Genomic DNA, 26,396 nt, shown 5'->3' with positions numbered 1-26,396 from the left:
CGACCCCGCCCGCGGAGTCTTCGAGACGATGTACGTGGACGCGGGGCGCGTACCGCATCTCGACGCCCATCTCGCCCGGCTGTCCCGCTCGCTCGAAACGCTGTACGGGCGGGCCCTGCCCGACGGGCTGTCCGACCGGGTCGGGGCAGTCGCCGCCACCGTGGACGGTCCGCATCGAATGCGCGTATCGGTTGTGCCATCGGAACCGCGCGAGTCGATCACTCCGACGCCGTTGCCGTCGGCCGATCCACCACCGTGGGAGCTCGTGCCCGTCGTGGTGCCCGACGGTCTCGGTGAGCACAAGTGGTGCGACCGGCGGCTGCTCGAGGCGATCGAGCCCGAGCCGGGCGCCTGGACGACCGACCGGGACGCGCTGCTCGTGGACGCCCGGCACGGCGTGCTCGAGACCGGTCGCGGATCGGTGTTCCTGGTCGACGACCACGGCGTACACACGCCGGCAGCGGACCGGCGGATCCTGCCCGGAGTGACCCGACAACGGGTGCTCGAGACGCTCGCCGCCGCCGGCATTCCGGCGTACGAGCGAGACATCGGACTCGACGAGCTGTCGACCGCGCACGAGGTGTTCGTGACCAATGCCGTACGAGGTGCGGTGCCGGTCGTGTGGTGCGAGGGCGTCGGTCGGTGGCCCCCCGGATACGTCACGGGCTGGGTCACGCGCCGGCTGACTGCCGCGCCGCCGGCGCGCGCAAGACCGCGACCGCCGGTCCGGCGGGTCCTGCTGATCGACAACTACGACTCGTTCGTCTACAACCTCGACCAGTACTGCCGCGAGCTCGGCGCGCACACGACCGTCGTCCGCAACGACGCCGTCACCGTCGCCGAGGTCGAGGACGGGGTACGGACGGGTGCGTACGACCGGATCGTGATCTCGCCCGGTCCTGGCACGCCAAGCGACGCGGGCATCAGCACCGACGTCGTCCGCCGGCTCGGCCGGCGGGTGCCGATCCTCGGGGTGTGCCTCGGACACCAGTGCATCGGCGAGGCGTACGGGGGAGTCGTTCGCCGAGCGCCGAGCGTCGTGCACGGCAAGTCGTCGCTCGTGCGACACGACGGCAGTGGCGTGTTCGCCGGCATCGACGGCCCGCTCGCGTCGGGGCGCTACCACTCCCTGGTCGTGGACGAGGCGAGTCTGCCCGCGGAGCTGACGCCGACCGCGCACACGGCATCGGGGGTGCTGATGGGGCTCCGCCATCGGGCGTACCCGGTGGAGGGCGTGCAGCTGCACCCGGAGTCGATCCTCACCCGCCACGGTCACCAGATGCTGGCGAACTTCCTCGCCTAGCGCTTGGCATGCCGGGAGGTCGCCGTCGTCGGGATGTTGCCGCGGAGGCGTCGACACGGGCAAGGCGCGAGACGCGGTTTCGCCTTGTTTTTAAGACGAAATGGGATCTCCGGGAGAATCTACCTTTGGCCGGCCATGGGCGGTCAAAGGTAGATTCCTTCGTCGCCGCGCGACGAGGCCGGCAGCACAGCGCGCGGGAAGCCGATAGGTGGAACCGAAGGTGAGGGATCGCGGACAGCGACCCCGAGCCCTCGCGCACCTCCGTCGCCGCCGCCGTCTGAAACAGCAACCGGCATAGCGGGAAACCCGATAGGCCCGGGCCGAAGTATCGGAAAGCCGACAAGCAGAACCGATCGAACGGGGACCGTAGAGGTGTCCAACGCGCACTACCCCTCGTCCTCCGTCCCGCGGGTCTCGGGTTCGCCGCGTTCGTGAACAGTCCCGAGCAGCACAAGCGCGCTGTGGGCCGGGAGCGTGAGGTGATCCGACGCGGCCGGCCGCTCACCGACCCGACGGTCCGCCGTGTCGATCGCGACCTCGTACGCGGGAGACCACCATGTGTCGGGGAGCGTCCACCCGACCGACTCGGAGCCGGCATGCATGAGCACCAGCAGCGCGGGGTCGTCCGGTCCGCCGTCGAGGAACATGGCAAGGCTGTTCAGTCCATCGTCGAACCAGTCGGCCTCGGACATCTCGTGCCCGCGGGGATGCAGCCATCCGATGTCCTTGCGCCCGCTGCCCATCGAGTCGCCGCCGTGCTTGTGTGTGTTGCCCGCGTACGCCGGGTGGCCGGCGCGCAGGCGTACGAGTCCGGCGACCAACGGCTCGAGGTGCCCCCAGCCGGGATCCGCCCGCCAGGGGAGCCAGCTGATCTCGTTGTCCTGGCAGTACGCGTTGTTGTTGCCATGCTGGGTGCGAGCCCACTCGTCGCCGGACGCCAGCATCGGAACGCCGGCCGAGAGGAGCAGCGTGGTGAGCAGGTTCGCCGCCTGCCGGCGCCGGATCGCTAGCACTTGCGGATCGTCGGTGTCGCCCTCGACACCGCAGTTCCACGAGCGGTTGTCCTCGTGACCGTCGAGGTTCCACTCGTCGTTCGCGTCGTTGTGGCGCTCGTTGTACGACACGAGGTCGCGCAAGGTGAACCCGTCGTGGGCCGTGACGAGGTTGACCGACGCGAGCGGGCCACGCGGCGTGAACTCCGCCGCCGAACCGGATATCCGCGAAGCCAGTGCGCGTACCCCGCCGGGCGCACCGCGCCAGAAGTCGCGTACGCCGTCGCGGTAGCGGTCGTTCCACTCCGACCACTCGGCGGGAAACCGCCCGAGCAGGTATCCGTCGCTGCTCGCGTCCCACGGCTCGGCGATCAGCTTCAGCGTCGAGAGCACGGGGTCGCGCGCGATCGCATCGATCACACTCGACCCGACGTCGACCACGTGGTCGTCGTTTCGGGCGAGCGCGGACGCCAGGTCGAATCGGAACCCGTCGACATGTAGCTCGACAGCCCAGTAGCGCAGGGAGTCGAGAATGAGTCGCTCGGTGCCAGGATTACTTGCTCGTAAGGTGTTTCCGCACCCCGTCAGGTCGAGGTAGCTACCGTCGGCGCGGCGGTAGTAGCCGTCGTCGTCGAGCGCACGAGGGCCGACCAGCGGGCCTTCCTCGCTGCCCTCGCCCGTGTGGTTGTAGACGACATCGAGCACCACCTCGATGCCGCGCGTGTGCAGCGCCCGCACCATTTCCTTGAACTCGCGTACCTGCTCGCCGTGGGTGCCACCGGTTGCGTACGCGCCGTGCGGGGCGGAGAACGCGACGGGGTTGTAGCCCCAGTAGTTCACCCGGCCGCTGTCGCGCTGCAGCGGTTCGGTGATGAACTCCTGCACGGGCATCAGCTCGAGCGTCGTGACGCCGAGTCGCTCGAGGTGGTCGAGAACTGCCGGGTACGCGACGCCCGCGTACGTTCCGCGCAGGCGTACGGGAACGTCGGGGTGCAGCATCGTGAGCCCGCGTACGTGCGCCTCGTAGATCACCGTGCGGTCCAACGGGACGCGTGGTGAGGAGTCGCCGTGCCAGTCGAAGATGTCGTCGACGACCACGGCGCGTAGCCCGTCGTCCGTCGGCGTCACCGCCCGCGCGTACGGGTCGAGCACCCGAACGACGGTCCCGTCGGCGTCCTCGACCTCGAACAGGTACTCGGCGCCGTGACCGAGCCCTCGTACCTTCGCGTGCCAGACGCCGGCCGTACACGCGGGCATCGCGACGACCGCCTCTGCAGGAGTGAACACGCATAGCGCGACCCGGCTCGCATCCGGTGCCCACACGGCGACGTTCGTGCCGTCCTGGTGCGTGCGCGCCCCGAGCTCGTACGGCGCGCCAGGTGTCACCGTCGGTGCAGTCATTGGCCCATCTTGCCCGGTCCGCCCCGTCCACGTACCCCGTGACATAGGCTGACTGGCCGTGGACACCGAAACCGCGCCCCACCCGCACGCCAGCACCGCCGAGGTCGAGGCGGCGTACGAGGACACGAAGCTCGCCCAGGTCCTGTACCACGACTGGGAAGCGCAGTCGTACGACGACAAGTGGTCGATCTCCTTCGACGACCGGTGCATCGACTACGCGCGTGACCGCTTCGTCGCGGTCGCCGGCGAGCACGGCTGGCCGTACGCCAAGAGCCTCGAGATCGGCTGCGGCACCGGATTCTTCAGCCTCAACCTGAAGCTCGCCGGCGTGGTCGACGAGGTGCACGTCACCGATATCTCGCCGGGCATGGTCGAGGCCGCGAAGCGAAACGCCGAGCATCTCGGGTTCGCGATCGACGGCCGGCCCGCCGACGCCGAGGCGCTCCCGTACGACGACGACACCTTCGACGTGGTGATCGGGCACGCGGTGATCCACCACATCCCCGACGTCGAGCAGGCCTTCCGCGAGATGTTCCGCGTGCTGCGACCCGGCGGCCGGGTCGTGATCTGCGGCGAGCCGACCCGCTACGGCGACGTGGTCGCGCGCCGGCTGTCGCATGCGACCTGGATCGCGGCCACGAACGTCACGAGGCTGCCGTGGTTGCGTGAACGCTGGGCGCGCCCCCCAGGAGGAGCTCGACGGGTCGTCACGTGCGGCGGCGCTGGAGTGGGTCGTCGACCTGCACACGTTCAAGCCGGACGAGCTCGCGCGTACGGTCCTGCGCGCTGGGGGAGTCGGCGTCGAGACCGTGACCGAAGAGCTCACCGCCGCGTGGTGGGGATGGCCCGCGCGCACGCTCGAGTACGCCGTGGCCGCAGGGCGACTCGGCCCGCGCTGGTCGAGCTTCGTCTTCCGGTCATGGCTGCGGCTGTCGGTGCTCGACCGGGCGCTCGACCGGGTCGTACCCGCCGGTCTCTACTACAACGTGTCCGTCTCGGCGCTCAAGCCACGGTGAGCGGGTTCGGCGTGCTGCGGTGGGTGATCCGCCATCGGGCGTGGACGCCGTACTACCTGGTGCGCTACTGGCGGTTCCTGGTCTTCAAGGTGCGTCACCCCGACGTGGTGACCGAGGGCTTCGTGTTCCTGGGCAAGCGCGTCGACGTCGAGGTACGCCGCGGGTTCGGGCGGCTGGTGATCGGCGCGTGGACGCACATCGGCGACGGCAACAAGCTCCGCGCGCACGAGGGCACCCTCCGGCTGGGGGAGAAGGTCGTCCTCGGCAGCGACAACGTCGTCAACTGCTATCTCGACATCGAGATCGGCGCTGCGACGCTGGTCGCCGACTGGGTGTACATCTGCGACTTCGACCACGTCACGGACGCGCTCGACGTACCGATCAAGGACCAGGGCATCGTCAAGGCACCCGTGCGCATCGGGCCGGGGTCGTGGCTCGGTACGAAGGTGAGCGTGCTGCGCGGCACCGTGGTGGGCAAGGGCAGCGTGCTCGCCGCCCACACGGTCGCGCGCGGCACGTACCCCGACTACTCCATCGTCGGGGGCGTGCCGGGGAGGGTGATCAAGGACCGCCGGGTCGCGTACGCGGAGGCGGAGAAGACCCGCGTGTACCTCGCGGAGATCGAGGCGGCGAAGCGGGAGGGGCGCGCGCCGAAGCCGGACCGGGCGGAGAAATAGACGAGCGGGAGCGCGTGTTGCACGTGTCGTGCCCGAATCGACTGTTTCCCTCTCCGTCCTCGACCTCTCGCCGATCGGCAGCGGTCGCGGCGGCGCCGCCGCCCTTCACGACACCATCGAGCTCGCTCGGCACGCCGACGAGCTCGGTTTCGCGCGCTACTGGCTGGCCGAGCACCACAACATCGACAGCGTCGCGAGCTCCGCGCCACCGGTGATGATCGCGTCCGTCGCCGCCGCGACGTCGCGCATCCGGGTCGGCGCAGGCGGCATCATGTTGCCGAACCACGCGCCGCTGCAGGTGGCCGAGACGTTCCGGGTGCTCGAGGCTCTGCATCCCGGGCGCATCGACCTGGGGCTCGGACGTGCGCCCGGCACCGACCAGCTCACTGCGATCGCGCTGCGGCGCAGCCGAGAGGCGCTCACTGCCGACGACTTCCCCGACCAATATCGCGAGCTGCTCGCGTACGTCGACGGGTTTCCCGACGACCATCCGTTCGCGCCGATCAAGGCGATCCCCGATGACGTACCCCTACCGCCGGTCTGGATCCTCGGTTCGAGCCTGTACGGCGGTCAGGCGGCCGCGGCGTTCGGCACCGCGTTCGCGTTCGCGGGCCACTTCGGTAGCGCGGATCCTGCCGAGGCCGTCGCGGGATACCGCTCGGGCTTCCGCCCGTCGGATCGCCTGTCCGAGCCGCGCGTGATGCTAGGCGTCGCCGCGATCGCGGCGGACACGCAGCAGCGTGCCGAGGAGCTCGCGCTCGTCAACGACCTCTCGATGGTCCGGCTGATGCAGAACCGCCCCGGTCCGCTGCCGACGCCGGAGGAGGCCGCCGCGCATCCGTGGACCGATCAGGAGCGGGCGCTCGCCGCGAAGCGTCGCGGGTTCATCAGCATCGGCACGGCCGACGAGGTGCGCGACGATCTCGAGCGGCGGCGGAAGGCTGCCGACGCCGACGAGTTGATCATCACCACCCAGGTGCACGACCCGGCGGAGCGGCGGCGTTCGTACGAGCTCGTCGCGCGGTCGTACGGCCTGTAGGGCTCACGCGGTTGCCGTGACGACGAGGTCGAGGCAGTCGTCGCTCGGCCGCTCGAGCGCGAAGTCGGCGCAGGTGACGGCGCGCACCCGCTCGCGTACGTGGGCGGGCCAGACGTCGTAGTCCGATGCGAGCTGGGCGTCCACGATCGAGCCGTGCTCGGCCTCCCACGTCGCCAGCGCGGGCCCATGGCGGAGGCCCACCATCGACGTGACCGTTGCACCGCGGGAGACGAGCGCGCGGAGCTCGTCGGGAGTGAGCTCGTGCGGGTGGTACGGATTCCCGGGCGGGAACGTCAGGGTGTTCGGGGTGCTCAGAGTCAACGAGCCGCCGGGCCGCAGTACGCGTACGCACTCGGCGACGAACGCATCCTGGTCCCACAGGTGCTCGACGGTCTGCAGGCTGACCACGGTGTCGAACGACGCGTCGGCGAACGGGAGCGAGACCAGGTTCGCGCGCACCACGTCGAGCGCCGGGTACGAGCCGCCTACGTGCTCGACGGTGTACGCGTCGTAGTCGAGCGCGCAGACGCTCGCCGCGTGCTCGGCGAGCATCGATGCGCCGTACCCTTCACCGCATCCGGCCTCGAGTACGCGCCGGCCCGCGACGGCATCGGTCAGCGCCGCGTATACGACCTGGTGCCGCCGGAACCAGTAGTTCTCATGCCAGATGCCGGGCACGGTGCGTTCGCCGGTGATGACCATGGGCTCGAAATCCACGTGCGGAGCGTATCGGGCGTTCGCGATGATGGGACGGTGATCGTCACCTATCGCAACTATGACCTGGACGACGACCGATCGAGGGTCGACCGTGATGCGCTCTGGGAGTTCCTGTCGACATCGGTGTACTGGGCCCGGTGGCGTACGCGCACCGACATCGAGACGCAGCTCTGGAACGCATGGCGCATCGTCGGTGTCTACGCACCGGACTCCGGCGCGATGGTCGGGTACGCCCGTGCGATCTCGGACGGCGTCTCGTTCGCCTACCTTGCCGACGTGTACGTGCTGCCGATCGCACGCGGAAACGGGCTCGGCAAGGAGCTCGTACGCGTGATGATCGACGCCGGCCCCGGCGCGGACATGCGTTGGACGCTGCACACCGACGACGCACACGGGTTGTATGCGCAGTTCGGTTTCGCGAAGCCGGACGAGACGTACCTGGAGCGGCCCAGCCGGAAGGGCTGATCTGGCGCTACGTCCGTCCGCGAGTGGCGCATGTTCGTTGCTGAAATGCCGTCTGAGCAACGGACTTGCGCCACTCGCGAAGCTACGGGCACCCACGGCGGACCTCCGCGTGGTCGTCGTCTGCGCGGCAACCGGAGGCGCCAATCGAAGGCTCGCGAAACCGCGCTGTGACGGATGCCATGCCGTCGACCTGTCGCGGTCATTGCTACCGCCGCGTAACGTTGCGTTCGCCAGGAGAGTTCGAGGGCCGCTGCATCGCCGACCGCAGACGAGTGGCAGGCTGACCTTCGATCCCACAGCCATCAACGCCGGTCACTTGTATCCGCACGATCCGGCCGGTGACATGCACAGGAGGGGCCGTAGGGCCATGAACATTGTCGTCTGTGTGAAGTACGTGCCTGATGCCACGGCAGACCGTACGTTCGATTCGTCCGACAACACCGTTGACCGGGTTGGTGTCGACGGGCTCCTGTCGGAGCTGGACGAGTACGCGGTCGAGGAAGCGCTGAAGATCGTCGAGGCGTCCGATGGTGAGGTGACGGTGTTGACCGTCGGCCCGTCGGACGCGGCAGATGCAGTACGCAAGGCATTGCAGATGGGCGCGCACAAGGCCGTGCATGTCACCGACGATGCGATCGCGGGGTCCGATGCGATCGCGACGTCGTTGGTGCTCGCCGAGGCGATCAAGAAGATCGACCATGACCTGGTGCTGTGCGGCATGGCGTCGACCGACGGCACGATGGGTGTCGTCCCGCAGATGGTCGCCGAGCGGCTCGGCGTACCCGCGGTGACGTACGCGAGCGAGGTCAGGGTCGACGGTGACAAGGTGACGATCCGCCGCGACGGCGATGCGGCCTCGGAGACCATCGAGGCCACCGGCAACCTCGTGGTGAGTGTCACCGACCAGATCAACGAGCCGCGGTACCCGTCGTTCAAGGGCATCATGGCGGCGAAGAAGAAGCCGGTCGAGTCGTGGGGTCTTTCCGACCTCGGCGTCGACGCGGGCCAGGTAGGGCTCGGCGCGGCATACACGAAGGTTGCGTCGTTCGAGCCGCGCCCGCCGCGTACTGCCGGCGAGATCGTGACCGACGAGGGCGACGGCGGCATCAAGCTCGTCGAGTTCCTCGCGTCGAAGAAGTTCGTCTGAGAAGGAGCGCGACAGATGAGTGAAGTCCTGGTCTACGTCGACCACGTCGACGGCGCCGTTACCAAGCCCACCACCGAGCTGCTCACGCTGGCCCGTCGTCTCGGCGAGCCGTCCGCGGTGTTCGTCGGCAGTGCTGTCGACGCCGCCAAGGAGACGCTCGCCTCCTTCGGCGCCGAGAAGATCTACGTGCTCGACGATGCCTCGTTGAGCGAGTATCTCGTCGCCCCGAAGGCCGAGGCGCTGTCGGCGCTGGTGGCCGAGAAGTCGCCGGCGGCCGTGTTGCTTCCCGCGACCACCGAGGGCAAGGAGATCGGCGGTCGCCTCGCGATCCGTACCGACTCCGGCCTGATCACCGACGCGGTCGACGTCGAGGCGTCGGGCGACGGTGTCGCGACGACGCAGTCGGCTTTCGCCGGCAACTTCACGGTGTCGGCGACGGTGACGAAGGGTACGCCGATCGTCGCGGTCAAGCCGAACTCCGTTGCGCCCGAGCAGGCGGCGGGTGCCGGTGCCGTCGAGTCGGTCTCGGTCGAGATCTCCGCCGGTGCGAAGTCCGCGAAAATCACCGATTCCAAGCCGCGCGAGAAGACCGGCCGCCCGGAGCTGACGGAGGCCGCGATCGTCGTCTCCGGTGGCCGTGGCACGTCCGGTGACTTCTCGCAGGTGGAGGCGTTCGCCGACAGCCTCGGCGCCGCGGTCGGCGCGTCGCGCGCGGCGGTCGACTCCGGCTGGATGCCGCACGCGTTCCAGGTCGGCCAGACCGGTAAGACGGTCTCGCCGCAGCTGTACGTCGCGAACGGCATCTCCGGTGCGATCCAGCACCGCGCCGGCATGCAGACGTCGAAGACGATCGTCGCGGTCAACAAGGACGACGAGGCGCCGATCTTCGAGCTCGTCGACTTCGGAGTCGTCGGCGACCTCAAGGCCGTACTGCCGCAGGCGACCGACGAGGTCACCAAGCGCAAGGGCTGACCAGCTGTTGGTCGGTGTTGTCCGCGAGAATTGGTTGAAGTATCAAGCAAGCGGTACACTGGTCGCGTGACCGAACCCCGTTGGCTCAATGCCGAGGAGCACGACGCCTGGATCCGGCTCGTCGCCGTCACGCTGCTCCTCCCGTCCGCTCTCGACAACCAGCTCTCGCGCGACGCCGGGCTCACCCACTTCGGCTACCTCGTGCTCGCGATGCTGTCGGAGTCCGAGGGTCGTACGCTCCCGATGAGCACGCTTGCGTCGTACACCAACGCGTCGCTCTCGCGGCTGTCGCACGTCGTCGCCCGGCTCGAGTGCAACGACTGGGTCGTACGCGAGCCGTCCGCCGATGATCGGCGGGTGACGATGGCGCGGCTCACCGAGGCCGGTCACGCGAAGATCGTCGACACCGCGCCCGGACACGTCGAGCACGTGCGCAATGTCGTGTTCGACGCGCTGTCGCCCGAGCAGGTACGCCAGCTCGAGCAGATCGCCGCCGACGTGCTCTGCAGGCTCGACCCCGACAAGCGAAACGTCGCGACCCGCTGAGCTACGACCGCGGTACCACACCCCGAACCACACGTTCGTACCACCGTCTCGCGCATCGGCTTGTGCGTACCAGCACAATGGACCGTCGAATCCACTGTTCTTGACAACGCAGGCTAAGGAGCGCGTACGTGCAGGCTGTCGACATGCCGATCTGGCAAGCGATCTTGTTGGGTGCCGTCGAGGGCGTCACGGAGTTCCTGCCGATCTCCAGTACCGGACACCTCACCATCCTGGAGAAGATGCTCGGGTACGGGATCGACGACCCGGACGTCACGGCGTTCACCGCGATCATCCAGGTCGGTGCTGTCATCGCGACGGTCGTCTTCTTGCGAAAGGACATCTGGCGGATCGGCGTCGCCTGGTTGCGTGGTCTGTTCGCCGGCAACCACCGCGCCGATCGCGACTACAAGTTCGGCTGGGCCGTCGTACTCGGTTCGATCCCGATCGGCATCGTCGGTCTCGTGTTCAAGGACCAGATCGAGACGACGTTGCGCAGCCTGTGGTTCGTGGGGTCGATGCTGATCGCCTGGAGCGCCGTCATGTGGTACGCCGACCGGCACGCGAGCCTCGATCGGCACGAGGACGACGTGACGTGGAAGGACACCCTGATCATCGGCATCACCCAGTGCCTCGCCTTGATCCCCGGCGTCTCGCGGTCCGGCGCGACGATGTCGGCCGGTCTGCTTCGAGGCATCGACCGGGTGACCGTCACCCGCCTGTCGTTCTTCCTGTCGATCCCCGCGCTCGGTGCCGCGGCGGTGCTGCAGACCATCACCGAATTCGACAACATTTCGAACGGCGTCGGCTGGGCTCCGACGATCACGGCAACCGTCGTCAGCTTCATCGTCGCGTACGGCGCCGTCGCCTGGCTGCTTCGGTTCATCGCCCGGCACGACTACAGCGTCTTCATCATCTATCGCGTGATCCTCGGCACGTTCGTGCTGCTGCTCGTCGGCACCGGCGTCATGTCGGCGACGTAGGCGCGTCCGCGTCCGACTCCGAGTCAGAGGGCGTACGCCGGCCCGTCCCACCGCTTTCGCAGCCACCGGTCGTGGGATGCCACGATGATGGTTCCCGGCGACGACTCCAGCGCTTCCTCCAGCTCGGATGCGAGCGACAGCGAGATGTGGTTGGTCGGCTCGTCGAGAAGCAGCAGGTCGGGAGAGCCGGCGATCAATACGGCGAGCGCGAGTCGCCGGCGCTGGCCGACGCTCAGCTCGCCGACCGGCTTGGCCACGTCGCGCGGGTGCACGAGGCCGAGACTGCTCAACGACGGGACATCCGCATCGTCGTCCAGCGCGGCGGCATACGTCTCCAACGCCGAGCGGCTCGGATCGTCGAAACGCACGTCCTGTACGAGTAGCCCGACCCGACGAGCAGAGACGTCGACGGTGCCGTGCGTCGGTGTGACCTGCCCGGCGATAGCGGCCAGCAGGGTCGACTTGCCGGAGCCGTTGTGCCCGGTGACGAGCAGCCGGCCGCCTGTCGCGACGTCCAGGTCGTCGACGCGTACCCGCGCGGCGACGTCGAGGGCGCGGATTCGTACCGCGACCTGCGCCGTCCTCGGCGCCCCCGTCAGTGCTCCACGGAACGCAAGCCTGGCGGGGGGCTTGCGTACCTGCTCGCGTTCGGCGCGCTCCAGCCGCTGCTCGGCGTTGCGCAGTCGGCGTGCGAGTGTGCGTTCGACGTTCGCGCCCTTGAACTTGTGGATGAACTTGTCGTTGTCCCTCGGGCCGCGGCCGTGCGCGATCGACGACGTTCCCGCCCGGGTTGCGCTACGCAGCTCGTCGAGCTCGGCCTGCTGCTCGACGTACGTCTCCTCCCAACGACGTCGCGACTGCTCCTTCGCCTCGAGATATTCGGTGTAGCCACCGCCGAAGCGGTTGCCGCCGCGGCCGTCGGTTCCGAACGCCGACGGGTCGAGGTCGACGATGTCGGTGCACGCGACGTCGAGGAACGTGCGGTCGTGGCTCGCCGCGACGACCATGCCGGGCAGGCCCGTGACGAACTCCTCGAGGAGCTCCATCGCCGCGTCGTCGAGATGGTTCGTCGGCTCGTCGAGCAGCACGCACTCGGGTCGGCGAGTGATGATCGCGGTCATCGCGAGGCGGGTACGCTGCCCACCCGACAGCGAACCGATCCGCCGGTCGTGGCCGATGTCGGCGACGCCGAGCCGTTGCGCCGCGAGCCGGGCACGCCGGTCGGCGTCCCAGGCGTCGTGCAGCTCGGCCCATTCGAGGACGCGGGAGAATCGCTCGCCAACGGCGGGATCGTCGCCCATCCGGGCGCCGAGGTCCTCGACGGACGCGACGGCGGCATGCAGCGGCGCGAGTGCCGCCGACATCAGGTCGCCGACCGTCTCGGACTCCTCGAACGGAGGCTCTTGGGGAAGGTACGCGAGATCGGCCGGTGCGCTGACCGAGCCGCCACCGGGTTTCAGCTCGCCCGCGAGTACGCGGAGCAGCGTCGACTTGCCGGCACCGTTCTCGCCGACCAGGCCGATGCGCTGGCCCGGCGACGCGACGAGGTCGACGCCGTCGAGGACGACGCGTTCGCCGTAGGCGACGGTGATGTCGCGCGCGATGAGGGGAGAGAGCGAGGAATACATGCAGACACCGGTTCCTGTGAAAGGAGGAGACCCACCGGGCATGCAGCCTCGGCCGTGGGTCAGTGCGGTGTCAGTTCTTCATCTCGGGAACGAGCCTACGGCGACCACGACAACTCGTGCAACGGGTATTCCATGTGACGCCGACCGCAAACGCTACTGGTTGACGATCGAGACGTCCTCGGCGTAGTCATTGAACTCGCCCTCGGACAGCGTGACGTCGGAGTGACCCCACGGGTTGCCGAGCACGACATCGCCGTTGGGCAAGATGTCCTTGACGTAGTAGACGTGGAACGTCTGCATGTCGTCGTCGCCACCGTCGAACATCTGGTTGCCCCAGTTGCCGACGACGACGCCCTTGCCGTCGTCGATGGCGTCCTTCACGTCCCCGTACGGATCGTCCGACCACGGCCAGTGCCCCTGCACGAGGTTGTTTGACTCCTCGCCGGTCATGTACTCGTCCGCGCTGTCGGAGAACCCGGCGGTCAGCCCGTCGTACCCGTCGCCGCCGAGGATGCCGTCGGCGCCGTGGTCATCGGCGGCCATCGCCTTCTCGTAATAAGCGGCCCAGGTCGACTCGTTGACGCCCCCGGGGTCGGCGCCGTTCGAGGGCAGCTCGTCGGTGACCGTCACCCAGTACGGGTTTCCGTCACCGTCGTAGAACTGCACCGACACAGTGCCGTTGCCGTTGTCGCGTACGTGCTGCTGCGGCCAGTTGGGGTCCGCCTCGACGATCGCATTGAGCTTCGCGAACATCCAGCAGTCGTCGAAGCTGCCTTGTGCGGCCCCGATGGTCGTGCCGTCGTTGCCGACGTACGGCGGGTTGAACAGGCTCTCCGTCGGCACGCCCCAGTTCTCGCCGCCCTTCGGGTTCAGGTCCCAGATGTCCTTGAGTCGCTGGATCTGCTCCGCGGTGGCCCCGGCGAGGAGGAAGCTGTAGAGGTCGGTTCCCGAGGCCATGTGCTGCTCCGAGACGCCACCCACCTGCTCGCCGAGGTCTTTCAGCTCGTCGTCACTGAGCGCCCCGAGGATCACTGCCGCTGCGCTGGGATCCATCCCCTTGATGGTCTCCAGCAGGCCGGACCACGCATCCATCCGATCCTGCGATGTGTAGTTTCCGTCCTTGCTCTCCTTGATGAAGGTTCGAAGGTCGGCAAGGACGCTCTTCACCTTCTGCGGGTCGATGCCGAGCGCGGTGAGCAGCGGGAGTGCCGACTCCGGAAGCGTGCCGTTCGCGAAGTACGCGAGCACGCTCTCTGCGTCGGGACCCTTGTCGAGCTCGGTCTTGAGAGTCGCCGCCGAACCGTCGATCGCCGCGTCGAACGTCCCCCAGTCGGTGTTGAGTGTCCGGATCAGCTGCGCCTCGGCCTCGGGCGGCGACAGGCCGCCCGACGGCCCGGTGCTTCGGGTGTTCCATCGCTCGTTGAGGCCGTCGATCCCGGTGTTGAACGTGTCTATCGCGGTCGCCCACTCGTACAGGCTCCCGGCGACGAACGCCGACGCGAGGGCTATCTGCTTGGCGTCTCCGCCGATGTTCGCGAAGGGCTCGTCGAGCTTGTCGGTGAGCTCTCCGGTGATGTTCTCGGCGGCCTTCGCCTTGTTCTGCAAGGCAGTGGTGTTGATCGGGCCGACGAGCGTCGACTTGGTGACGAGCGTGTCGGCGTACGAGCGGACGGTCGAGGACTTCGCCTCGTAAGGGTCGTACGGCGGCTTCATCGACGGTTTCCCTCGTGTGCATGGCCCGGCGTCGTCGCCGGGCAACGGCGAAAAGATACTGCGAAACAGGGTCAGACAGGGCCCCGAGAGCGGTCGCCGCGGTGACCCCGCACCGCGTTACTCTCGCCTCGGCGAGGGTCGAGACCTTCGAGGGAGTGAGTTGGCGTGTCCCTGTTCTCGCACTACCCGGGCAAACCCGACGATATCGTCGGGTTTGGCGACTCGCTGCTGTCGAGTACGGGTGCCTTCGGCGGCCTCGGCGGACTGTTCGGCGGCCGTACGACGGTCGCCGCCTCGAACGTCGAAGGCACGATCGATGCTCCGTTGCTGGACATCCGGCTGCCAGTCGACGCCGGCACCGAGCAGATGGCGACCGCGACGACGGTCGCCGGCGGGGCGTTGGGCATCTTCGCCGGCGCTATATCGACGTACAACAACGGCGTCGACTCGCTGAACCGGACCTACGAGCGGGCTAAAGCGGCGGACTTCTTCGCCGCCCCGGTCGGTGACGACGAGACGGGCGCCGATGGCGAGGAGCTTTCCGACGACGGGCGTAAGGACCTGTACGCGAGCCGCGTCGCGTCGGCCAGGTCGGCGCTCGAATACGTGCTCGGACTCCGCGAGGCCGCACTCATGCGCGACCTGGACGGCACCGCGGGCGACACGGCGTTCATCCTCGATGTGGCCACCAATCCGCAGTCGCTGGCGTCGCTCACGCTGTTCGGGCTGTTCGGTGGAGGCGGCTCGTCCGACGACGACGATGACGACGAAGAAGAAGATGACGACGACGATGACGGCGGCGGGCTGTTCAGCGACATCGGCGGCGCGGTCTCCGGCGGCTTCGACACGGTCACGAACGTCGTCGGCGGCGCCGGCGAGGAGGTCTGGGACCGTGGCTCGACGCTCGCGGTCTACGGCTGGGACACATCGGTGCGGAGGGTGACCAACCCGGGCCAGACACTGTGGGACATCGCGACGGGGACGGCCCTGACCGAGGACCTCTCGGCCGTCGAGGGGATCGTGGGCGAGGACGGCGAGCTCTATCGCGAGGGTCCGTACTGCGGGGACGATGCGGCCTGCCTCACGGGCGTCTCGGTCCCCGACGGAGCCGACGCCATCACGACCGGGCACACGATCCGAGTCAGCGAGGAGGGCGACCCGCCCGACGACCTCGTCGCGCATGAGATGCAGCATGTGTACGACATCGAGGACGTCGGTGCGGCCGGGTTCTACGGGTCGTACCTCACCGACTACCTGACCCGTCGGGCCATGGGAGAGTCGCACTCCGAGGCGTACGAGCACATCATGTGGGAACAACGTGCCTACGATGTCGGCGACAACTACCCGGACAAGAAGCCGCAGGGCATCATCGACGACCTACTCGACAAGGTGTTCTGACGATCGGACGGTGCACGTGCGCACAGCGCTCGCGTTTCGGTTGCTGGCCGCCACGGCGGTGGGTGCCGTTTCGCTTGCGGGCTGCCAGTACAACACCGAGGTCGGCGCAGTGAACCGGTGCGGTGAGGCGGTCGAGGTCGACGTCGTCTCCTCGAAGGCGTCGGCCGATGACGGTCCGGCAGGGGACGTTCTCGACCCCGGTGAGCGCGGATACGTCAGGTCCGTGCCCGAGAGCAAGGACACCGTCTACGTGATGGTGCGGCGCCCGGACGCCACGCGGACCGTGACGCGCACCGTGGCGGTCGCCGACCTCGCCGACCCGCCCGAGGACGCCGACTACGAGGTGGAGGTCGCGCTTTCCGGATCGTTCTGCCCACGGTGAGGGCTCCCGGCCCTGCGCTCAGGCGACGTCCGCGCTCCGCACGGCGTACCGGAGGACGACGATGCCGTTGCTCAGTCCGCGCGTGCCGATCAGGTCGAGCGTTGCGGCGACGTCGGGCTCGAAGAGCAGGTCGGCGGCGGTCCCTCGTACGAACTGCGGATAGACCCAGAGCGTGAGCTCGTCGAGCAGACCGTGCTCCATCATCAGCCTGGTGACCGACCCGACGCCGTACTGGATGATGTCGCCGCCCGACTCCGCCTTCAGCGCGGCCACCCGCTCTGCGACGCCGGTTGAGAAGACCTCGGTGTTCGCCCATTCCGGATCGGTCAGCGTCCGTGAGGCGACCACCTTGCGCATCTCGTTGAGGCGCGTCGCGAACGGGTCGCTCCTGGTCGGCCACACGGGCGCGAACACGTCGTACGTGCGGCGTCCCATCAGCAGGACGTCGCACGTCTTCAGCGTCTCGGCCTGTACGTCCTCGTGCTCCGCTGCAGACCCGAGCGGCAGCGGCGGCCACAGATGCGGACCTTCGACCACTCCGTCGAGCGTGATGTATGTCGAGTTCACTAGCTTGCGTGCCATGACCGCACGCTAGGACCCACGGGTGCGTCAGGTCGTGTACAGAAGCGACATCTGGTCGACCGGGTCGGGGTCCTTCAGGAGTGCCGGCGTGCGGCCGATGAACCGGGTGAGCGAACGGCGCAGGTGCGGCCCGTCGTAGTACCCGAGCCGGTCGACCACGTCGGTGACATGGCGACCGTCTCGCAGGAGGACGGCGGCCCGCCGCGCTCGTTCGATCTGGCGGACTGCTCCCGGGGTGAGACCGGTCGCTGAACGGAACCGTCGCTGGATCGTACGTAGCGTGGTGGTCACCGATGCCCCTCGGGTCGCGACGAACGGGTCACGAATCACGATGCCCGCACGGACGAGTCGTGCGACGAACGTCTCGACGGACTCGTCATCGGGACGTTCCCAGCCGGATCCCGCCAGCGGGAAGGAGGCAGCGGTGGCGTTCGGGACTTCGACCGCGCGGTCGACGAGGCGCGTCGGCGGCAGGTGCGGCATCGCCGTACCGAGCGTGAAGCTGATGCCGAAGAACGTGGCGCCGGCAGGCACCTCCAGGTGGGTGGCATGCGTCTCGGGTCCGTGCACGGTGACATGCGCCTGGCCGGCAAGGTCCCAGAACACCAGATCCCACGTCGTGGAGGCGATCGAGGTCATTCGGCCGCCGCCGTTGCTGCGGCTGTGCCAGACGCGTTCGACGTACGGCGAGTCGGATCGTCGCTGGTGAACCTCCAAGAACATCAGGATCTCCCTCGTGGCCGGCGGTCGTCATCGCCGCCCGGCGTACGCCGCGTTGAGCTGGCCCAGGATGTCGAGCTGTTCGGCGGGGTCGAGCATCGCCCAGAAGACGTGGTCGACGCCCAGACGGTCGAGCTCGACCAGGTCGTCTGCCACCTGCTCGACGGCGCCGGTGAGCGGTGCTCGGTCATCCACGGCGCGATCGGTGGACACCGCGCCGTTGACCTGAACGGTCAGCGGCAGCCGATCCGGGTCGTGGCCTGCGGCCGCGGCGGCATTGCGGAAGGTGGAGACGGTCTCGCGCATTGCGTCCCAGGAGAAGACGACGAGAGCGAGTCCGAGGCCGAGCCGGCCGGCCCGCTCGGCGGCCGCCGGAGCGGCCGCGCCGACCAGCACTGCCGGCCCGTCGGGACCGACAGGCTTCGGGCCGATCTCGCATTCGGGTACCTGATAGAACCGGCCCTCGTAGTGCACCGGGTTCGACCCCCAGACGGCCCGCATCACCTCCAGATGCTCCTCGAACCCGGCACCTCGCCGGCGCATCGGTACGCCGGTCGAGGCGAACTCCTGTGCCATCCAGCTCTGGCCGACACCGGCAAGCAGCCGACCTCCGCTGAGGTGGTCGAGCGTGGCGAGTCGCCGCGCGAGCACCACCGGTGCATGGAACAACGCGGCGAGAACACTGGTGCCGAGCAGGATCCGTTCGGTCTTCGCCGCGACGTAGGTCAGCGCCTCGATCGGGTCGTAGACGTTCGCCCAGTCGGGCGGAGGGTCCATCACGGGACCACCCGGCCCGCCCATGGGTATCGGCTCGGTCGGCCGCAGCAGCCGTTCGTAGGTCCACACACTGCCGAGGCCCATGCGTTCGGCGCCCTCGGCGACAGCTGCGAGACCCTCTGCCGAGATGTCGCTGCCTGCAACGGGCAGTGCGGCGCCGATCTTCACCATGGTTCCTCCTCAGTCGCGGTCCTGTGCAGGGAGACGGCAGGGCGGCGGGGAACTCATCGGTCGTCGTTGAGCGAACGCGGCGTGTCGTCAGTCGATGAAGCCGACCGGCAGTGCATCGTCGGTGACCTGGCGTACGGTGGCGGCCGCTCGGGCGCCGAGGCCGCCGTAGAGCTCGATGATGCCTGCGCCGCGCGCCTGCGCTTCGCGGGTCCGCTCGATGAGGACGCGCTCGTCGGCGACGCCGGCGACCATGACGCCCTCGTGCTGTACGAGCGGGGTCGACTGCGCAGTGGCGTAGAAGAAGGCCGCGTCGCCGACCTCCCCGGTGCCGAACGCGACCTTGTACGCGGCGACCTGTTCAAGCGATTCGAACCCGTATCGGTTCAACCGCACGTCGGCACTGTCGCCGACCACGGCGATCACGCTCGCGGCATCGTCAACGCCGATGCCGCCGCACAGCTCGATGCGATCCGCGGCCGGGGCGGCCCGCCGGGCCGCATCGATCAACTCGGCGCGGCCGACGCCTTCCACCACCAGCTCGTCCGTTCGGACCAGGACGCCCGGTGCTCCTTCGAACAGCACATGTGTAGTCATGTCTCGGCAACGACGACGCGGGCGTACTTTCTTCCCTCGCTGTGGTGCGGGAGACCTTGCAATCCTCGAACACATGTTCGATCATTGAGAGATGCCGTTGACCTCCGCCGCCGACCTCGGGACTCGCCCGGAGGGCGTCGCTGCCCGGCTCGATCAGGGCCTGCTCGATCAAGTGCGTGCGTTGCAGGCTCGCGTACGCCAGATCGAGGATGCCCACACGGTCGAGACCCAACCCGTCCTGCCTCCGCTCGAGCCACTGTTCTCGGCGCGTGGGCTGCGGGTCGGCTCCGCGTACGCCGTCGATGGGTCAACGGCCCTTGCGATGGCGCTGATGGCGGGCGCATCGGCGTCCGGGTCGTGGTGCGGAGTCGTCGGGGTGCCGGAGTTCGGGGCGGAGGCCGCCGCCGCGATCGGCGTGGCGCTCGACCGTACCGTGCTCGTGCCCGAGCCCGTCGAGCACTGGATCGCCGTGACCGCCGCGCTGGTCGACGTACTCCCGGTCGTCGTGCTGCGTGCGCCCGATCGCGTACGAGAAGCCGACGCCGCACGCCTGTCGGCACGGCTGCGCCAACGCGGGTCCACGCTCGTCGCGCTCGGCGCGTGGCCGCGGTGCGAGGCGCGGCTGTCGATCGTCGACAGTCGTTGGGAAGGCATCGCGGACGGGCGGGGGCATCTGTCCGGGAGGCGGGTGACGATCGAGATCGCACCGCGTTCGGGGCGATCGCGCACCACTGGGCTGTGGCTCTCCGACCGGGTCGAGCCGGCAGGAGGGCAGGCCCTCGCGGGGGTGGGGCATGCCCTCGACGCGGAACAGGTGGCGAGCTAGTGAGGGAGAGGTCACGCACCGGGCGCTCCATGATCGTGTGGTGCCCCGACTGGCCCGTACGCGCGGCGATGCAGGCGGGCAGGCTCCCGGCCGACGCTCCCGTCGCGCTGCTGCGGGGTGGGCAGGTGCACGCCTGTTCCGCGTCCGCGCGGGCATCCGGCGTACGCCGGGGGTTGCGGCAGCGCGATGCGCAGTCGCGGTGTCCCGAGCTCGTCGTGCAGGCGTACGACGAGGCGATGGACATCCGTGCCTTCGAGCCCGCCGCAAGTGCCATCGAGGCGATCAGTCCGGGAGTGCACATCGTCCGGCCGGGCACCTGCGCGCTCGCCGCGCGGGGGGTGAGCGGCTACTACGGCGGCGAGCCGAACGCCGCCGCGGTGATCGCCGAGCGACTGGTCGGGCTCGGCATCGACGACTGCCGGGTAGGTATCGCCGACGGTGCGTTCGCGGCAGAGCAGGCGGCCCGCCGGGCAGACCAGCAAGACAGCTATGTCGTGGCGCCGGGCGGGTCCGCCGACTTTCTGTGCGGGCTGCCGGTCGACGTGCTCGGGCAGCCCGAGCTCGTCGGTCTGCTCCGGCGGCTCGGGCTGCGTACCCTCGGTGACCTCGCCGGGCTGCCGGAGAAGGATGTCGCCACCCGGTTCGGGAGGCTCGGCGTACTCGCTCATCGGCTGGCGCGTGGTGCGGAGTCGCAACCGGTCGCCCTGCGCCGGCCTCCGCCCGAGCTCGAACGCTCGATCGAGTTCGCGCCGCCGCTCGAGCAGCTCGAGCCCGTCGCGTTCAGCGTCCGTACGACCGTCGAGGGCTTCGTCGCGGAGCTGGCGCGGCACGGGTTGGTCTGCACCACGGTCTGGGTGGAGGTGCACGGCGAGTCCGGCGAGGTCTCCGAGCGGCAGTGGATGCATCCGCGCTGGTTCGACGCCGCCGACCTCGTCGACCGGGTGCGCTGGCAACTGCAGGGCGGTGTCGGTGCGGGTGTGCCGTTGGGCAGCGGGCTCGCCTCGCCGGTCGTACGCGTGCGGTTCGTACCCGATGCCGTGGCGTCGCTGGCCGATCACGCGGACGGGCTGTGGGGGAGCGGCCCGGACGAGCGCATCCATCGCGCGATGTCGAGGGTGCAGAGCATGCTCGGCCACGGTGGGGTCGTCTCGGCCGTCGTCGGCGGCGGCCGCGGGCCGCTCGAGCGGCAGACCCTGGTGCCGTGGGGCGACCGGCTCACCTCCGAGCGCGACGGTGCCCTTCCCTGGCCGGGCAGCATCCCCCCGCCGGCGCCCGCGACGGTCTATCCGCGGCCGCGGCCCGCCGCCGTCGTCGGCGTCGACGGCAGGGCGGTCGGAGTGTCGGGGCGCGGGGTGCTGACCGGTGAGCCGAGCCGGTTCGCCCCGGGGGGAGACGCGTTGCTTCCCGTGCAGGCGTGGGCGGGCCCGTGGCCGGTCGACGAACGCTGGTGGGACGAGCGGTCCGCCCGGAGGCTCGCCCGGTTGCAGGTGGTCGGAGTCGACGGCAGCGCCTGGCTGCTCGCGTGCGAGGGCGGTCAGTGGTGGGTCGAGGCCCGCTACGACTGATCACGCTTGGTAACCGACTACTCACTGCAGTTGCCGCGCCGCGCCTCCCCGCTTATGTTGCACAGATCACATTGCTCGCTCGGGGCCGTCCCATGAGGAGAACAGATGAAACCCAGCTTGGTACGAAGAGCGAGGGGGCGGACGATCTCCGCCGCTTCGGTCATCGCACTGCTCACCGCCGCGCTCGGAGCCAGCGCACTCGTGAGCGCCGATGCAGATGACCCCGACGACACCGACGCCCGTGTGACTCGGTACGCGAAGTCCGACAAGACCAGCTACGTCATGGTCCACGCCGCTACCCGCGCCCAGCGCGACAAGGTCGCATCGCTCCCGCTCGACGTCACCGAGTACGCGAACCGCAAGGGCATCGGGGTGATCCTGCACGGCAAGCGAGACGCCCGGGTCCTTCGCGATGCCGGGTTCGACTGGCACGTCAAGGTCGCCGATCTCGAGAAGCAGGCGCGCGCGAGCGCCAGAGCCGACAAGCGGTACGCCGCCCGCGTCGACGAGTCGCAGCTTCCGAGCGGACGCACGTCGTACCGCAAGCTGCGTGACTACAACCGCGATCTGCGCGAGTTGCAGAAGGCGTACCCGAACCTCACCAAGCCGCTGCGGCTGCGGCACACCTCCGTCGAGGACCGCGTCGTCCGCGGCATCGAGATCACCACCAAGGCCGACAACGTCAAGGACGGCAAGCCCGTCTTCCTGCTGATGGGCGCTCACCACGCCCGGGAGTGGCCGAGCAGCGAGCACGCGATCGAGTACGCGTACGACCTGCTGCAGAACTACAGCGATCCCGACGGCGACGAGCGGGCGCGCTCGATCGTTCGAGGCACTCGGACGATCATCATCCCGATCGTCAACGTCGACGGATTCCAGATCTCGCGCAACGCCGACCCGCTCGGCGACTTCAGCACGTTCGACTACGAGATGAAGCGCAAGAACTGCAGCGTCTCGGAGACCACGCCCGGTGAGTACGCAACGGGGCCGTGCGACGACAACCTGGCGGGGCGGCTTCGCGGAGTCGACCTCAACCGCAACTACCCAGGGTTCTGGGGCGGACGAGGCGCGTCGGCGGAATGGTCGAGCGATACGTTCCGCGGCGACGACCCGGGCAGCGAGCCGGAGACGGCGAACATCCGCAAGCTGATGTCGCAGCGTCAGGTGACGACGATGATCAGCAACCACACGTTCGGCAACCTGGTGCTGCGGCCGCCGTCGCTGCTCGACACCGGCTGGGCGCCGGACGAACCGCAGTACAAGGCGCTCGGTGCGGAGTTCGCGTCGCACAACGAGTACACCAACCAGGCGTCCTTCCAGCTGTACGACACGTCCGGCTCGGTCGAGGACTGGAGCTACTGGAACACCGGTGGCTACGGCTTCACCTTCGAGATCGGCACGGAAGGGTTCCACCCGCCGTTCCGCGACGGTGTCGTGGCGGAGTACCTCGGTCTCGAACCCGCCGAGGGCGCCGGCCTCGGCGGCAACCGTGAGGCGTACTACCAGGCGTCGCTCGCGACGCTCGACGAGTCGATGCACTCGACGCTGACCGGCACCGCGCCGAAGAACCGCGTACTGAAGATCCGCAAGCAGTTCGTGTCGGCCACCTCGCCGGTGATTCGTCGCGATGGGTCGACGGGTGCGCCGCGCTATTACGAGGACACGCTGGTGAGCAAGTACCGCTCGAAGGGCGGCACGTTCGACTGGTCGGTCAACCCGTCGACGCGGCCGCTGATCGCCGGACGCTGGGGTCGTGATCCGGAGGGCCCGCCGCAGGAGGAGACGGCGCTGACCAACCCCGACGGCATCCCCGAGGTCGGCGGGAGCGAGGAGACCACGTTCACGATCCAGGGACCAGAAGACGGCGTCGACAACGCCGTCGCTACGGTCGAGGTCGGCTGGCCCGGCCCCGTCGACGTCGACTGGGACGTCACGGTGCTCGGTCCCGACGGCGAGGAGGTCGGGAGCGCGGCGACGCTGGACAACCCGGAGAAGGCGAACCTGATCGATCCGGTTCCCGGCGAGTACACCGTGGTCGTCAACAACTACGGCGGCGGCGACGCGGCGAGCGACTGGAACGGCAAGGTGACGTTCCGCGGGCCGGACCCGGCCGACTACACCGGGTTCAAGGAGGCGTGGACGCTCACGTGTACCAACGCCAACTCCGGCAAGGTCGTCGCGACCCGCGACGTCGTGGTCGATCGTGGCGAGACCGCGGCACTCGGCAATGCGTGCAAGGCGGACAAGAGGCGGTAGGCCGCCTGTTGAAGTTCGGTGCGGATTGCACCACCGGCGTCGCGCCGAGTGGTGCAATCCGCACCGAACTCTTGGGTGCCGCGCCATGGCCGGTCAGCGCATCAGCCTTCGAGCGAGTCGTGCGTCGAGCAGCTGCTCGACCGGGCAGTCGAGCCTTCGTGGGATCGGCTCCGTTATGGGCGCCAGTCTGTGGGCGGGTCCTCTCCGACCCGCCCGTCGACCGCCTCGCGGATCAGGTCGGCGTGCCCGGTGTGGCGCCCGTACTCCTCGATCAGGTCGCACAGCACCCGACGCAGGTTCGGGCGGCGTCCGTCCGGCCAGCCGAGCTCGACCGGTGTGTCGGGTCCGCCGCTAGCCAACGCAGAGGCGAGGCGCGTACGAGAGCGCGCGACGGCGTCGTCCCACAGCGCGTAGAGGTAATCGGGGGAGTCGTCGGCGGCGGACGTGAACTCCCAGTCGGGGTCGGCGTCCCAGTCCACCTCGTGCCACGGTGCGCCGAGGGGTTCTCCGTGCAGTTTCGCGCCGAAGTAGTGATCCTCGATCAGTGCGAGATGCTTGAGTAGCCCGCCGAGCGTCAGCGCCGAGGCGCCGATGCGAGCCCGCAGCCCGGTCGCGTCGAGCCCATCGGCCTTCCAGCGGAACGTCCAGCGCATCCGGTCGACTGCCGCGGCGAGGTGCTCGCTCTCGGAGCCGGCGATCGGCGGCTCCCATGGTGGTGATTCCTGCGTCATGGCGCCACGGTAAGGCGTATTGCGGACGTACCGCTTCCGGTTAGGCGTGGCCGAGACGGCCAGGAACCCGTCGTCGACCCCGACCCAACGCACGGTCCGATGGTCACCGGGTTCGCGTGCAGCGTCTTCTCCCTGAAGCGAAGGCGTCGAACAGTGCGAGCGACGACTACGGGCGACCAGAGCACCCCGGTGACCTCGCCCATGACGAAGTCGCGTTCGAGGACACCCGTTCGACGATGTCTCGGTGGTGAGACGGAGGGAGTGCAGGGTGGTGCCTTCCGGGCGTGCATCCGTCGCAGCGGCTGGGCTACGCGGAGGCGTGCGGCAGCACGACGAGCTTTCCGGTCGCTTCGTTGGCCGCCATCCGTCGGTGCGCGTCGATGGTCTGCTCGAGGGTGTACACCGTGTCGATGTTCGGTGCCACCTCGCCACGCTCGACCTGGTCAACGACGGCGCGCAACAGCGGGCCGCTGACTCGCGCGTCGTGCACGTCGTTGGAATGGAACACCGTCAGCTTCCGCCCGGACGGGATCATCGCGATCGGCTCGAAGTCCGGGATCACCCAGGTGTCCGAGAGCGAGCCGGAGTTGCAGGCCGTTGCGCCAGGACGCAGCAGACGCAGCGTCTCGAGCACCGCAGAACCGCCGATCAGGTCGACGGCGGCGTCGGCGCCGCCGTCGGGCAGCGCGGCACGGGTACGCTCGGTAAAGCCGTCGCCCTCGAGCACGATGCCTGCTGCGCCGCGCTCGGTCAGCTGCTGAGCCTTCCGCTCGCTGCGCGTCGTCGCGATCACGCGTACGCCGGCGGCACGGGCGAGCCCGAGGCAGGCGAGACCGACCGAGGACGTAGCGCCACGGAGCAGAAGCGTCTCGCCCGCCCGCAGGCCGAGGTGCTCGAGAGAGCCGGCAGCGGTCACGAACGTCTCTGGCAGCGCGCCGAGCACATCCCAGGGCAGGGTCGTGTCGAGAGCGATCAACTGGTGCTCGGGCACGAGTACGTACTCGGCGTAGCCGCCGTCGAACGCGCGACCCATGTCGCCCATCAGCGCCGCGACGGTCGTTCCCGGCGGCACGGCGGGCTCGTCCCCGTAGACGTCCGCCACGACGCCCACCATCTCGATCCCGAGAATTCGCGGGAAGGACACTGCAGTACCTGCGTAGCCCTTGAGCGTCTTGTATTCCGACCGGTTGAGTCCGAACGCCTCGACCTTGACCAGCGCCCAGCCCGGGCGAGGCTCAGGACGCGGGACTTCGCGCAGGGCGAGTCCGTTGGGTCCGTCCGGTCGTTCCGCCACAACTGCCCGCATCTGCACCACCCGGTGACTCTAGTCGGGCATCCGCCGCGCTCGCCCACGGGCGTCCCGGTCAGGGGTAGCGGCCCGACAGGACACAGAACTCGTTCCCTTCCGGGTCGGCAAGCGTCACCCAGCTCTCCTCGCTCGACTGGCCGACGTCGGCGTGGCGGGCGCCCAGGTCGAGCAGTCGGCGGACCTCGTCGTCCTGGTCCGTGTCGGTCGGGTTGACGTCGAGGTGGACCCTGTTCTTGACGGTCTTGCCCTCGGGCACGCGGGCGAACGTCAGCGTCGGTGGCACCGGGCCTGGGCGACTCTTGCCCTCGGGCAGCGCAGGGGAGCCGATGATGACAACGCCGTCCTCTTCGTCTTGTACCTCGTAGCCGAGGACCGAGCACCAGAACCGGGCAAGGCCGGACGGATCGGCGCAGTCGATCGCGAGCTCGGTGAACTTACTCGTCATGTCAGGACCTCCAGGTCAAGTATGGGTACGCCGAGGCCACAAGC

24 protein-coding genes are annotated in these 26,396 nt (G+C 69.0%); 13 read left to right on the top strand and 11 right to left on the bottom strand.

From position 1 onward, the window contains the following. Positions 1 to 28 precede the first annotated feature (28 nt). A complete protein-coding gene (locus tag L0C25_RS24295; RefSeq protein WP_271634736.1) occupies positions 29 to 1,303 on the top strand; it encodes a glutamine amidotransferase-related protein in 1,275 nt (424 codons plus the stop codon). A 386-nt stretch (positions 1,304 to 1,689) separates the two neighbouring features. Here the strand turns inward: L0C25_RS24295 and glgX are convergent, their stop codons facing one another. Then, positions 1,690 to 3,696, bottom strand: a complete 2,007-nt coding sequence (gene glgX, locus L0C25_RS02150) for a glycogen debranching protein GlgX (RefSeq protein ID WP_271634735.1) — start codon at positions 3,694 to 3,696, stop codon at positions 1,690 to 1,692. Between the two features lie 58 nt (positions 3,697 to 3,754). On the opposite strand from glgX, the gene L0C25_RS02145 reads away from it, so the two are divergent. Both L0C25_RS02145 and L0C25_RS02140 read left to right on the top strand, forming a co-directional pair. Further along, entirely contained in the window at positions 3,755 to 5,389 is a 1,635-nt protein-coding gene (locus L0C25_RS02145; protein WP_271634734.1) for a methyltransferase domain-containing protein, read from the top strand. 28 nt (positions 5,390 to 5,417) lie between these two features. Further along, entirely contained in the window at positions 5,418 to 6,428 is a 1,011-nt protein-coding gene (locus L0C25_RS02140) for an LLM class flavin-dependent oxidoreductase (RefSeq protein WP_271634733.1), read from the top strand. 3 nt (positions 6,429 to 6,431) lie between these two features. On the opposite strand, the gene L0C25_RS02135 is transcribed toward L0C25_RS02140, so the two are convergent. Further along, positions 6,432 to 7,145: a class I SAM-dependent methyltransferase gene (locus L0C25_RS02135; protein WP_271634732.1), complete on the bottom strand. Its 714-nt coding sequence runs from the start codon at positions 7,143 to 7,145 to the stop codon at positions 6,432 to 6,434. A 36-nt stretch (positions 7,146 to 7,181) separates the two neighbouring features. On the opposite strand from L0C25_RS02135, the gene L0C25_RS02130 reads away from it, so the two are divergent. The 5 genes from L0C25_RS02130 to L0C25_RS02110 all read left to right on the top strand — a co-directional run bounded on the left by L0C25_RS02130 (position 7,182) and on the right by L0C25_RS02110 (position 11,255). After that, positions 7,182 to 7,610 carry a GNAT family N-acetyltransferase gene (locus L0C25_RS02130; protein WP_271634731.1) on the top strand — a complete coding sequence of 143 codons (429 nt, stop codon included), beginning with the start codon at positions 7,182 to 7,184 and terminating at the stop codon, positions 7,608 to 7,610. Between the two features lie 367 nt (positions 7,611 to 7,977). Beyond that, on the top strand, positions 7,978 to 8,757 hold the full coding sequence (locus tag L0C25_RS02125) for an electron transfer flavoprotein subunit beta/FixA family protein (RefSeq protein WP_271634730.1): 780 nt from the start codon (positions 7,978 to 7,980) through the stop codon (positions 8,755 to 8,757). A gap of 15 nt (positions 8,758 to 8,772) precedes the next feature. Beyond that, on the top strand, positions 8,773 to 9,729 hold the full coding sequence (locus L0C25_RS02120; protein ID WP_271634729.1) for an electron transfer flavoprotein subunit alpha/FixB family protein: 957 nt from the start codon (positions 8,773 to 8,775) through the stop codon (positions 9,727 to 9,729). A 66-nt stretch (positions 9,730 to 9,795) separates the two neighbouring features. Beyond that, complete coding sequence (locus tag L0C25_RS02115; protein ID WP_271634728.1) at positions 9,796 to 10,275, top strand: MarR family winged helix-turn-helix transcriptional regulator; 480 nt, start codon at positions 9,796 to 9,798, stop codon at positions 10,273 to 10,275. 143 nt (positions 10,276 to 10,418) lie between these two features. Continuing rightward, positions 10,419 to 11,255: an undecaprenyl-diphosphate phosphatase gene (locus L0C25_RS02110; protein ID WP_271636779.1), complete on the top strand. Its 837-nt coding sequence runs from the start codon at positions 10,419 to 10,421 to the stop codon at positions 11,253 to 11,255. A 23-nt stretch (positions 11,256 to 11,278) separates the two neighbouring features. Here L0C25_RS02110 and L0C25_RS02105 read toward each other — a convergent pair whose 3' ends face one another. Beyond that, positions 11,279 to 12,883 (bottom strand): ABC-F family ATP-binding cassette domain-containing protein, encoded by a 1,605-nt coding sequence (locus tag L0C25_RS02105; RefSeq protein ID WP_271634727.1) that lies wholly within the window; start codon positions 12,881 to 12,883, stop codon positions 11,279 to 11,281. 153 nt (positions 12,884 to 13,036) lie between these two features. Then, positions 13,037 to 14,596 (bottom strand): C2 family cysteine protease, encoded by a 1,560-nt coding sequence (locus L0C25_RS02100; RefSeq protein ID WP_271634726.1) that lies wholly within the window; start codon positions 14,594 to 14,596, stop codon positions 13,037 to 13,039. A 165-nt stretch (positions 14,597 to 14,761) separates the two neighbouring features. On the opposite strand from L0C25_RS02100, the gene L0C25_RS02095 reads away from it, so the two are divergent. Then, entirely contained in the window at positions 14,762 to 15,994 is a 1,233-nt protein-coding gene (locus L0C25_RS02095; RefSeq protein ID WP_271634724.1) for a hypothetical protein, read from the top strand. A 10-nt stretch (positions 15,995 to 16,004) separates the two neighbouring features. Continuing rightward, the gene (locus L0C25_RS02090; protein WP_271634722.1) at positions 16,005 to 16,376 is read left to right on the top strand and encodes a hypothetical protein; all 372 of its coding nucleotides are present in this window, start codon (positions 16,005 to 16,007) and stop codon (positions 16,374 to 16,376) included. Positions 16,377 to 16,394: 18 nt separating this feature from the next. Here L0C25_RS02090 and L0C25_RS02085 read toward each other — a convergent pair whose 3' ends face one another. From L0C25_RS02085 to L0C25_RS02070, 4 genes are all read right to left on the bottom strand, one after another. Next, positions 16,395 to 16,958, bottom strand: a complete 564-nt coding sequence (locus L0C25_RS02085) for a dihydrofolate reductase family protein (protein ID WP_271634721.1) — start codon at positions 16,956 to 16,958, stop codon at positions 16,395 to 16,397. Positions 16,959 to 16,985: 27 nt separating this feature from the next. Then, positions 16,986 to 17,681 carry an AraC family transcriptional regulator gene (locus L0C25_RS02080; RefSeq protein ID WP_271634720.1) on the bottom strand — a complete coding sequence of 232 codons (696 nt, stop codon included), beginning with the start codon at positions 17,679 to 17,681 and terminating at the stop codon, positions 16,986 to 16,988. Between the two features lie 27 nt (positions 17,682 to 17,708). Continuing rightward, positions 17,709 to 18,626, bottom strand: a complete 918-nt coding sequence (locus L0C25_RS02075; protein ID WP_271634718.1) for an LLM class flavin-dependent oxidoreductase — start codon at positions 18,624 to 18,626, stop codon at positions 17,709 to 17,711. Between the two features lie 87 nt (positions 18,627 to 18,713). Then, entirely contained in the window at positions 18,714 to 19,220 is a 507-nt protein-coding gene (locus L0C25_RS02070) for a DUF6506 family protein (RefSeq protein WP_271634717.1), read from the bottom strand. Between the two features lie 91 nt (positions 19,221 to 19,311). Here L0C25_RS02070 and L0C25_RS02065 point away from each other — a divergent pair, with 91 nt between their 5' ends. The 3 genes from L0C25_RS02065 to L0C25_RS02055 all read left to right on the top strand — a co-directional run bounded on the left by L0C25_RS02065 (position 19,312) and on the right by L0C25_RS02055 (position 23,867). Then, complete coding sequence (locus L0C25_RS02065; RefSeq protein ID WP_271634716.1) at positions 19,312 to 20,046, top strand: hypothetical protein; 735 nt, start codon at positions 19,312 to 19,314, stop codon at positions 20,044 to 20,046. Continuing rightward, a complete protein-coding gene (locus tag L0C25_RS02060; protein WP_333908562.1) occupies positions 20,046 to 21,611 on the top strand; it encodes a DNA polymerase Y family protein in 1,566 nt (521 codons plus the stop codon). The genes L0C25_RS02065 and L0C25_RS02060 overlap by 1 nt, the downstream gene beginning before the upstream one ends. 105 nt (positions 21,612 to 21,716) lie before the next feature. Then, positions 21,717 to 23,867 carry a M14 family zinc carboxypeptidase gene (locus L0C25_RS02055; RefSeq protein WP_271634715.1) on the top strand — a complete coding sequence of 717 codons (2,151 nt, stop codon included), beginning with the start codon at positions 21,717 to 21,719 and terminating at the stop codon, positions 23,865 to 23,867. Positions 23,868 to 24,040: 173 nt separating this feature from the next. Here L0C25_RS02055 and L0C25_RS02050 read toward each other — a convergent pair whose 3' ends face one another. From L0C25_RS02050 to L0C25_RS02040, 3 genes are all read right to left on the bottom strand, one after another. Continuing rightward, complete coding sequence (locus L0C25_RS02050; RefSeq protein ID WP_271634714.1) at positions 24,041 to 24,598, bottom strand: mycothiol transferase; 558 nt, start codon at positions 24,596 to 24,598, stop codon at positions 24,041 to 24,043. 307 nt (positions 24,599 to 24,905) lie between these two features. Beyond that, entirely contained in the window at positions 24,906 to 25,904 is a 999-nt protein-coding gene (locus L0C25_RS02045) for a zinc-binding dehydrogenase (protein WP_271636777.1), read from the bottom strand. Between the two features lie 58 nt (positions 25,905 to 25,962). Further along, positions 25,963 to 26,352 carry a VOC family protein gene (locus L0C25_RS02040; protein ID WP_271634713.1) on the bottom strand — a complete coding sequence of 130 codons (390 nt, stop codon included), beginning with the start codon at positions 26,350 to 26,352 and terminating at the stop codon, positions 25,963 to 25,965. Between the last annotated feature and the right edge of the window lie 44 nt (positions 26,353 to 26,396).

It is taken from the genome of Solicola gregarius (genome assembly GCF_025790165.1).
Taxonomy (GTDB): domain Bacteria; phylum Actinomycetota; class Actinomycetes; order Propionibacteriales; family Nocardioidaceae; genus Solicola; species Solicola gregarius.
This window is presented reverse-complemented; position numbering and strand designations above follow the sequence as displayed.

Bases quoted from the DNA above. Each gene is read 5' to 3' on its own strand.
- L0C25_RS24295 (WP_271634736.1), top strand. From the start codon at position 29: ATGTACGTGGACGCGGGGCGCGTACCGCATCTCGACGCCCATCTCGCC.
- glgX (WP_271634735.1), bottom strand. From the start codon at position 3,696: ATGACTGCACCGACGGTGACACCTGGCGCGCCGTACGAGCTCGGGGCG.
- L0C25_RS02125 (WP_271634730.1), top strand. From the start codon at position 7,978: ATGAACATTGTCGTCTGTGTGAAGTACGTGCCTGATGCCACGGCAGAC.
- L0C25_RS02120 (WP_271634729.1), top strand. From the start codon at position 8,773: ATGAGTGAAGTCCTGGTCTACGTCGACCACGTCGACGGCGCCGTTACC.
- L0C25_RS02110 (WP_271636779.1), top strand. From the start codon at position 10,419: ATGCCGATCTGGCAAGCGATCTTGTTGGGTGCCGTCGAGGGCGTCACG.
- L0C25_RS02105 (WP_271634727.1), bottom strand. From the start codon at position 12,883: ATGTATTCCTCGCTCTCTCCCCTCATCGCGCGCGACATCACCGTCGCC.
- L0C25_RS02100 (WP_271634726.1), bottom strand. From the start codon at position 14,596: ATGAAGCCGCCGTACGACCCTTACGAGGCGAAGTCCTCGACCGTCCGC.
- L0C25_RS02085 (WP_271634721.1), bottom strand. From the start codon at position 16,958: ATGGCACGCAAGCTAGTGAACTCGACATACATCACGCTCGACGGAGTG.
- L0C25_RS02080 (WP_271634720.1), bottom strand. From the start codon at position 17,681: ATGTTCTTGGAGGTTCACCAGCGACGATCCGACTCGCCGTACGTCGAA.
- L0C25_RS02075 (WP_271634718.1), bottom strand. From the start codon at position 18,626: ATGGTGAAGATCGGCGCCGCACTGCCCGTTGCAGGCAGCGACATCTCG.
- L0C25_RS02070 (WP_271634717.1), bottom strand. From the start codon at position 19,220: ATGACTACACATGTGCTGTTCGAAGGAGCACCGGGCGTCCTGGTCCGA.
- L0C25_RS02065 (WP_271634716.1), top strand. From the start codon at position 19,312: ATGCCGTTGACCTCCGCCGCCGACCTCGGGACTCGCCCGGAGGGCGTC.
- L0C25_RS02055 (WP_271634715.1), top strand. From the start codon at position 21,717: ATGAAACCCAGCTTGGTACGAAGAGCGAGGGGGCGGACGATCTCCGCC.
- L0C25_RS02050 (WP_271634714.1), bottom strand. From the start codon at position 24,598: ATGACGCAGGAATCACCACCATGGGAGCCGCCGATCGCCGGCTCCGAG.
- L0C25_RS02045 (WP_271636777.1), bottom strand. From the start codon at position 25,904: ATGCGGGCAGTTGTGGCGGAACGACCGGACGGACCCAACGGACTCGCC.
- L0C25_RS02040 (WP_271634713.1), bottom strand. From the start codon at position 26,352: ATGACGAGTAAGTTCACCGAGCTCGCGATCGACTGCGCCGATCCGTCC.